Source organism: Candidatus Magnetobacterium casense, assembly GCF_019173545.1.
Lineage (GTDB): Bacteria > Nitrospirota > Thermodesulfovibrionia > Thermodesulfovibrionales > Magnetobacteriaceae > Magnetobacterium > Magnetobacterium cryptolimnobacter.
The window spans coordinates 1-1,199 of the sequence record NZ_JABXWD010000733.1; the positions used below are offsets into that span (position 1 = coordinate 1).

The 1,199-nt window shown below is 54.7% G+C and carries 1 protein-coding gene and 1 pseudogene; both read left to right on the top strand.

Going from position 1 to position 1,199, the window contains the following annotated elements:
• Positions 1-319: 319 nt before the first annotated feature.
• On the top strand, positions 320-544 hold the full coding sequence (locus tag HWQ67_RS19155; protein ID WP_218254293.1) for a hypothetical protein: 225 nt from the start codon (positions 320-322) through the stop codon (positions 542-544).
• Positions 545-859: 315 nt separating this feature from the next.
• Positions 860-1,199 (top strand): annotated as a pseudogene (locus HWQ67_RS19160) (hypothetical protein); the annotation flags it as partial.

Here is a 1,199-nt window from a genome sequence, read left to right on the forward strand (position 1 = left end):
AACTTTATGTCCGCTGTGAGGAGCTCCACAGAAAAACCAGTACCTTGCCGACACCGGCAAGAAGGGAGGCATTGCGACCCTGCAAAAGTATGGCCCGGGCTTCTACTCGCAGATTGGTAGTCTAGGCGGTAGAGGAAACACCAAAGAGAAACGAACAGGCAGGAGCCCGAGTGTCAACCAAGCCCCTGCCGAGGAGGTTATCACAAACCCCAATGTTAATTATAACACTCACAGGTAAGGCAAAACAAGTATTCGCACTCTTCGCCCTGTACTGCAAAACACAGGGCAACAGGAAAGTCTGCGAGCTCGGAGGTGACAGATGCCTAGAATCCAGGTAATAAGCGAAGGCCCCATTGTGCCCAAGGTATTCAGTGAGATGGGCTATTGGACCAAGGAATACGCCGACCACGTAATTAGCGTGGGCTACAAGGAAGGGGAGATCGCGGCATTCTTCCAGTCTCCTGTAGACCGAGAGGCCATACTGGACGTGATCGCCCGGCACTTCGTCAGGACTGCAACCCCGATGGGGGCGGTACGGGGATGAACCTCTGTCGGAACTGCGAACACTGGTACAGCACCCTTGTCTGGAGAGGCAACTGCAACAAACACCAGTGAATAAAGGACAAATATAGCCAGGATGCCGAGCCAGGGGACTGCAAAGATTATGTCGACAAGTACGAGAAGTACAAGCTGGCATCCGCAAAGGAGAGGTAAATGACCAACGAACTAGCAGTGCAGGAATATGCACCTATGCCCGCCGAGGTGGTGGAGAACGCCACCACCCAGGCCAAGTTACTCATGGACATCGTGGAGAAGACCCAAGTGCTACCAGGCTATCCACGGCAAGAAGTATCTCCAGGTGGAAGCCTGGGAAACTATCGGGGCCTTCAACCGGGCCCACGCGGAAACCAAAGAAATCAAGCCGATAATGAAGGATGGCGAGGTTATCGGGTACGAGGCCCACGTGCAACTCTGGCGCGACGGCCATGTAGTCGGCGGCGCCATCATGCCGTGTTACCTGACCGAGAATTGCTGCCGCGGGAAGACCGGCGACGATAAGCATAAGGCTTGTATGAGTGCAGCCCAAACCTTCGCCACCAGCAAGGCATACCGGATGAATTACAGCTACGTGGCGATACTGGCTGGCTACCAACCCATGCCAGCAGAGGAAGTTACCAACGATATGGCGGGCGGTGACG